The sequence below is a fragment of the Mesorhizobium sp. M7A.F.Ca.US.005.03.1.1 genome (assembly GCF_003997975.1).
Taxonomy (GTDB): Bacteria; Pseudomonadota; Alphaproteobacteria; order Rhizobiales; family Rhizobiaceae; genus Mesorhizobium; species Mesorhizobium ciceri.
On the sequence record NZ_RZRO01000005.1, the window covers coordinates 131724 to 137723 of the forward strand.

General features: G+C 57.6%; 6 protein-coding genes and 1 pseudogene. 2 read left to right on the forward strand and 5 right to left on the reverse strand.

All coding sequences use genetic code 11. The features are described 5' to 3' along the window. Positions 1-175: 175 nt before the first annotated feature. Positions 176-892 carry an SPASM domain-containing protein gene (locus tag EN990_RS04085; protein WP_224571099.1) on the reverse strand — a complete coding sequence of 239 codons (717 nt, stop codon included), beginning with the start codon at positions 890-892 and terminating at the stop codon, positions 176-178. A 719-nt stretch (positions 893-1611) separates the two neighbouring features. Between EN990_RS04085 and EN990_RS04090 the strand changes: the two are divergent. Next, positions 1612-1847 (forward strand): annotated as a pseudogene (locus EN990_RS04090) (transposase); the annotation flags it as partial. Positions 1848-1863: 16 nt separating this feature from the next. Here EN990_RS04090 and EN990_RS04095 read toward each other — a convergent pair. Together EN990_RS04095 and EN990_RS35400 are read right to left on the reverse strand one after the other, a co-directional pair. Next, positions 1864-2610, reverse strand: a complete 747-nt coding sequence (locus EN990_RS04095) for a LuxR family transcriptional regulator (protein ID WP_063169365.1) — start codon at positions 2608-2610, stop codon at positions 1864-1866. Positions 2611-2964: 354 nt separating this feature from the next. Beyond that, positions 2965-3267 (reverse strand): hypothetical protein, encoded by a 303-nt coding sequence (locus EN990_RS35400; RefSeq protein ID WP_127262113.1) that lies wholly within the window; start codon positions 3265-3267, stop codon positions 2965-2967. Here EN990_RS35400 and EN990_RS04100 point away from each other — a divergent pair. Continuing rightward, positions 3247-5049: an ABC transporter ATP-binding protein gene (locus tag EN990_RS04100; protein WP_063169366.1), complete on the forward strand. Its 1803-nt coding sequence runs from the start codon at positions 3247-3249 to the stop codon at positions 5047-5049. The two genes, EN990_RS35400 and EN990_RS04100, sit on opposite strands and share 21 nt — an antisense overlap. Positions 5050-5646: 597 nt before the next feature. On the opposite strand, the gene EN990_RS04105 is transcribed toward EN990_RS04100, so the two are convergent. Both EN990_RS04105 and EN990_RS04110 read right to left on the reverse strand, forming a co-directional pair. Continuing rightward, positions 5647-5853, reverse strand: a complete 207-nt coding sequence (locus tag EN990_RS04105) for an exopolysaccharide production repressor protein (RefSeq protein ID WP_082826584.1) — start codon at positions 5851-5853, stop codon at positions 5647-5649. Next, positions 5850-6000 (reverse strand): 4Fe-4S binding protein (locus EN990_RS04110; RefSeq protein WP_164748146.1); only part of this gene is annotated, 151 nt, incomplete at its 5' end. The genes EN990_RS04110 and EN990_RS04105, both read right to left, overlap by 4 nt.

Below are 6000 nucleotides of genomic sequence, written 5' to 3' on the forward strand. Positions count from 1 at the left end.
GCTCGGTTGGAAGGCGAAGACCTTTCGATGAGCTCGTCTCCGAAATGCTCGAGGCCCACTGCCGCGCCTACAGGAACATACTGGCGTAACGTGAAAACACGATGGCGTCGCGGGCAGGTGCATCTGTCGTGGGGCCATCCGCACTGCCAGGCACGCCCTCTCGGCCGGCATGCACTCAGGTCCGGTCGTTTGGGTCGGCGAATTCACACATCCTGCAAAGCAGAAAACCATCTGCTCCATTCATGCGGTCGACGATTTCGCGAAAAACTGGCTTTTCAAACAGAGCGGAGTAACCCTCATATAGAAGGTTGCCCAATACGTGACGCCGTTCAAAATCCATAGAGCACAGGGTAACGTCGCCGTTTGGAAGAAGAACATTCCGATACTGTCGTGCGTCCACGCAGGTTAGGGCTCCGACCACTGGCTGACGTGGTGCAACGATCTTAGGGTCGACGCTTCCACCCCTACTGCTCACCGGCCGCGCTTTTATCAGGGCTTCGGTAGGAATAATGTCGGCTATATCTGGGTGGGGCTCGCCCAAGGCCACGAATCGGATCAAGGGGATGTCCGCGTCGACGAGTTGACGAACCAGATCGCGATACTTGTCTCCGACCAGGCGGCTGTTCATGTAGGTGCCGTCATCGAAAACATGGACCACGAATACGCCCAAGCGCAAGGCTTGCAATCGCTGCAGGTCCTGCCCGTTCATTCCCACCAGCGTCGTAAAAATCCTGATGCCATGGCCTTTGGCGAAGGCGTGCTCCACCATTTCGGTACAGTCCGGATTGAGCCAAGGTTCGGAGTATCCCGCAAAACCAATGTCGACGGAAGTCGGTACGCGGGCCAGACACCGCTTGAAATCTTCAAGATCCAGATGACTCGCATGAGACACTTTTCTTTGCCGGACCGCGAACTTGTCCTGGGGACAATATGAACATCCTACGACGCATCCCGTGGTCGTCGTTATCTCCAAAACCCTGCCGGCTGTGTTTGCTGAGCGAAGTTCCGGTAAAATCACTGGTGATTACTCCCATCTACTTCCTGCGAAGCGCCACGATGGTGTGCGTGTGCCTTTGGCTTTCTGATACCGCCTGCTGATCTACCGAGGCAACGCAGACATCTACCCTTTTTGGCAGCCTAAGCCGCCCGGTTCACCGATTTGCCGGGCCGACCCTTCACAAACTTCCAGCGCGTCGGACCAGAGACAGCATTGCATCTTTCGAGGCATCACTCGCTCCGGAGATGTAGCCTCAACCGTTGGTCGCTGGCCCGTCGCCGAGATGCGCGCGCAGCACCCTCGAACCCGCCGGAGAGAAGCTTTCTGGATGCCGTCGATCATCCTTCATCGAGCGAGTTCCGTGTTCTCATGCGGGTCAGCCCTCACACTATATTGCCGCACATCGACCAGCAAAGGCCGAGCTAGTGCGCCTGGCGCGCAGTTACTGCGAGATAGGCTTCGAAAAGCCCGACAGGGCTAAGACGCTCCGCTGTATTGAACCCGAAATGTTTTCTGACAGCTGTCAGATTTTGGACACACATCACTCATCGTCAGTCGCTTAATACGGATGGTAATTTCTTCCAGGAATCGGTGACATTGAACACCACCCTGTCATGACCGCCCAATCTCAGCGAAGCGAACTCAGCATCGCCACCAGGACCAAGCCTGAAGATAAATCCGCCGTAGCAGCGTCAACGACATTTTGCTTTCGAAGCCGGATGGATTGCACGAGGTGATTCGCGCCGTGATGCAGGAGGTGCTCGAGGCCGAGATGGACGAGGCGCTGGGTGCTTCGAAGAGCGAGCGCACGCCGGAGCGTCTCGGCTATCACGCGCGCTACTACGGGCGGAGAACTAGCTGCGCACCTACGGCGGTTGGATAATCCCAAGGTTCAAAGCTTTTACAACAGCTACCGTTCTGCTGGTCGCATCCAACTTCCGCATTACATTTTTTAAATGGAAATCTATCGTATTTCGTGATCTGCCTAAAATAGTTCCTATTTCCCAAGATGATTTTCCTTGTGACACCAAATCAATGCACTCTATTTCTCTCGGAGACAGGTTATGAGCTCGTTCCGACGCAGTCGTAGTGTCGAACTTCGTAACCATCCGATGAAACCGCAGCGCGGCCATTTGCAGGTAGGTGATCGCTCTATTCTGCAATTCGCAGTCCGAGGATTGAGCAAAACTCACAAACCTAAAGCTGCCACCAGGGCCATGTAATGGGACGGTAACGCCTGACCTCAAGCCGAATGTTGCTGCTTCGTCCAAGACGCGGCGTCCATCTTCAGTTATGTTTTCATCAGTATACACCTCGCTCCATCGAAAGGGTCCCGCCTCCTTTCGACCTTTCTTGATGAGGGGGTCTATTTTGGCATAGCCCATTCTCGAGTAGCGCTCCTGCCATTCAGCAGGATAATTCCACATCACCACAGAACCCTCCCGGTTCGGCTTGAAAGCCCTCTCTGATGCGAGCGGCCCATAGGCAATCCACGGGCAATCGAAATTCAGCGCAAACGCAGACAACAGTTCGAACAACTGTTCGGATTGAGCGACATCATCAGTCATCTTGAGGAATAGGTCTAACTCCACCGCAATCCGCCGGAGTTCCATGATGTCTCCTTCATTGCGTTCTCATTGGTGCACAGTTTGCTCCAACCCAGCCTCGCAACATCCGAAGTCAACGGGACTCGAGCCGGAGTTCCTTCCGCCACCTGGAGTACCCTCAAGAGTCGTGCCAGCTTGCGAGCGAAGCTTCTCCTTCAGGTCGTCAATCGACGGGGGAGGTACCCAGGAGGCGAACCGACAGCACTGTGTCGGGGAGCGCACAATCCGACAGTCGAGCATTCGATTGACGGAATATGGGCAGGAAAGTATTCGCGGCGCGCTTTTGAAATCAGCACCTAAGTGCCGGGCCTGAGAAAGCTGCATTGCAACTGTACTTATTTGATCGAGGCAAGAACAAGCTCAAAATTCAATCGATACATCGACCTTCTTTTCCAATCTCCCGAGTTGAGCAGCCGTAGCAATCGTATCGACTGGATGGCGGCTGACTTTCTCCAGGCTCGGTAACCTGCTGAATTTGTCCTTCGGATGTTCCCGCTCAGTTGGCACGACTTTTGAACTCACCGTCGTGAGGCGGCAAGAGCTGCCCGCCAAAATTGATGCTGTTATGGGGGAGGTCGAAATTCCAGTTTTGTCTTTTATCGTCTTTGGGACCGAGCGTGTTGATGCGCCCGCTTGGAAACTATGAGACGTTTCCCCGTCCATGGGCGCGGCGCCACTTGTCGCGACGTTTTCGCCTTCACTGTTCGCCTCTGGAACAGGCAGCCGGCCCGGCTCGCGATCATCATGACCGCGATGCTCGCCTCCACGCTGGCTGACGTGTTGATGCCGCTCTATTCTGGCCGACTCATCGACGCTGTTTCTCGTGCTGCTAATGCGGCAGCACCAGCTTCGGATTCAGCTGTTGCAGCATTCTCTGTACCGATTGCATTGGCACTCGGTGGCATTGCCATGCGCCACGTCGCCTTCATTGGCCTGAGCGACCTGGTGTTGAAAATGATTTCCGACGTCGCGACCGAAGCGTTCCATCATGTGCAGCGCTTTTCGACAGACTGGCATGCAAACAGCTTCGCCGGCTCGACAGTGCGCAAGATAACGCGCGGCATGTGGGCGCTCGACCTCCTCAACAGCACGATACTCGTCACGCTGCTCCCGTCGTTTGTCATCTTGATCGGCTCGACGGTGCTGCTCGGCTGGCACTGGCCGGTCATGGGCGTGATCTTTGCTTGCGGCTCTCTCGTCTACCTTGCGTTTTCGATTTCGCTGTCGCTCGGCTATGTCGCGCCAGCGGCGAGCCTTGCCAACCGATGGGACACAAGGCTCAGCGGCGCGCTTGCGGACGCGGTCAGTTGCAACGCTGTGGTCAAGGGCTTCGGCGCAGAGGTTCGCGAAGACGAGCGGCTTGCAAATATCATGACGAAATGGCGGCACCGCGCGCGCCGGAGCTGGGTGCGCGGAACGATCATCGGCTCAACCCAAGGCGTAACTTTGGTTGCGCTCAGGGTGGCGGTGGTCGGATATGCCCTGCTTCTGTGGTCGCATGGACAGGCAACGCCGGGCGAGATAGCATATGTTCTCACGTCCTTCATCGTCCTGCAGGGCTATCTGCGTGATGCCGGCATGCATGTCCGCAACGTGCAGCACTCGGTTAATGATATGGAAGAACTGGTGGCCATCCACAATCAGCAGGTGGATGTTGCCGATCGTCCAGAGGCCAAGCCGATCCGGATCACGAACGGCCGTATCGATTTCGAGAACGTCCACTTCCGCTACGCCAACCATCCCCTGCCGCTCTATAGCGAATGTTCGCTGTCGATTGAAGCTGGCGAAAGGGTTGGGTTGGTTGGACCCTCCGGTTCCGGCAAGACAACATTCGTGAAGCTGATCCAGAGACTCTACGACCTGAGCGGCGGCCGGATCCTGATAGACGGTCAGGACGTCTCGGAGGTGACCCAAGAGTCCCTTCGTTCGCAGATCGCGATCGTGCAGCAGGAGCCGATCCTGTTTCACAGGTCGCTTGCCGAGAACATCGCCTATGGCCGGCCTGGCGCGAGCCAGGCCGAGATCGAGCAAGCGGCACGACTGGCAAGTGCCCACGAATTCATCGCGCCCCTGCCGAAGGGCTATGGGACATTGGTCGGCGAAAGGGGTTTGAAGCTCTCCGGCGGCGAGCGCCAGCGCGTGGCGATCGCGCGCGCCTTCCTCGCGAACGCGCCGATCCTTATTCTGGACGAGGCCACATCGAGCCTCGATTCGGAATCCGAGGTGCTCATTCAACAAGCGGTGGATCGGTTGATGGTGGGCCGAACCACACTCGTCATCGCACACCGGCTGTCGACGGTCCGCTCGCTCGATCGGCTGCTCGTCTTCGACCGTGGCCGCATCATGGAGGACGGCGATCATGCCGCCCTGATCAATCTCGATGGTGGCATTTACCGCCGCCTCTTCGAACGGCAGGCGTTGGAACTCGCGAAGGGCCTGGCCTGATCGCTAAACCGGCTTGCGCGATGCGCCGAGCCGTTGCCGGAGAGGGGTGTGGCAGTGACGAGCGGCGGGCGTTAGGCGGCAAAACCAGCACGGCCGGAACTGTCCGCCAAACGGGCGAGCGGGAATGCACCACGTCTAAGCTTCGGCGAATGCGCGCAGTTACACGCGGGCACCGAATTGTCGCGCCTAACGGCGCACGCACCAAAAGGGCGGGAATGTCGACGGCCCGGGAAGAGTGCGGCCCTCGCCGTTACCCACATTTCGCCAAAGGAAGCGAAGTCAACGCACATTGAGAGGGCGGTGCTTCCCGGCCGGCCGGGATCCCTGTCGCTGGCCCAACCTACCGCACGCTGGCCACGTCAACGGTTCAAAGTCCCTTCGGTTCGCAAAGTCGTCCCCTTGGAGACCCGGAAGCGCAGGAGCTCCGACCGCAGTCTTCGCTCAACTCTGGCCATCTGCTCCGGGATTGGATTCCGTTCCCTTGCTAGCACAGTGGCAGCTGAGCACGAACTCGCCGGCCCCGTGTCTTTCGATTACGGCCAACGGGCTTAGGAAGAGATTGGATTCGCCGGCCCTCTGCGGAGCGAATGAACAGTTCTACAGATCATCGACGTCCGCGAAAAAGAGCACGCAGCCGAAATAGCAGGCCTGAAGCAGCAGCGAACAGGCCAGCGTCGTGACGACTGCCACACGGATCGAATCCAAAGCGAAGTAAACCATCGACGCATTGCTGCACAGGACCAGCCCCACGAGCCGACAAAAAGATGAAGTGCAACGCCGTTCTCCTGGTTTTCGCCAGATCATGTTGCGAGCTCGTCGGCCGCAACATGCGTCTGGCAGTTCTTGGGGCAGACGCGGCCGCAGGCTCCGCAGCCTATGCAGCGGCCGGCATCATCGACAACCATGATCATGCGATTGAGCTTGCCGTCGAAATCGTCGTCCTCGTCATCG